The 657-nt window shown below is 71.1% G+C and carries 1 protein-coding gene; it reads left to right on the forward strand.

Features of this window, described 5'->3' with window-relative positions; genetic code table 11:
• Positions 1-575: cell division protein PerM (locus tag AC08ON_RS16060; protein WP_476617260.1), on the forward strand; the 575-nt coding region annotated here is incomplete at its 5' end.
• Positions 576-657: the final 82 nt, after the last annotated feature.

Below are 657 nucleotides of genomic sequence, written 5' to 3' on the forward strand. Positions count from 1 at the left end.
AGCTTGCGCTGCTGCCCAACCTGGTCCTCTGGGGTCTGTCCTACGCCCTTGGACCAGGATTTCGAACGGGTTCGGGTCTGGTCCGGGCGGATGTCGTCCGCCCGGCCGATCTGCCGGACCTCCCGGTGCTGGCGGCTCTTCCGCCGAGCGCGTTGCCCAGGCCCGGGTGGCTTGTGCTGGTGCTGGTGCCCGTCGTGGCCGGAGTCGTGCTTGCTGTCATGGTCCATCGGGCGAGCCTGGGACGCCGCTCCCGGGCTCGCCTCCTGACCGTCCTGCTCGGGGCGGTGGTCTGCGGTGCCCTCGTGGGTCTGGCGGTCCAGGTACCGATGGGACAGGTCGGGACCGTGACGGGTCAGGGCAACCACTATGGTCCTTCGTCCGGATGGCTGTGCGGCCTGATTGCCGGGGGGGAGACCGCGCTTGTCGGACTCCTGTTGATCGGCGGCATCGACCTGGCGGCCCGTCGGGCCGAGCGGCCGTTCGTTGCCGACGACGCGGCGGCGTCCTCATGGTGGCGCCGGCTGCAGCCATCCGGCTCATGGTCGTCAGCCCGGCTGTCACGACGACACCCCTGACTGGCCTCGCGGCCCCGCTGTCGCGGCCTCGTCGAGGTCTGTCGGTCCGCAGCTTCCCGCCCGGCGTGGATCTTTTCCCGCC

Source organism: Frankia sp. CoWAU3, from assembly GCF_977971855.1.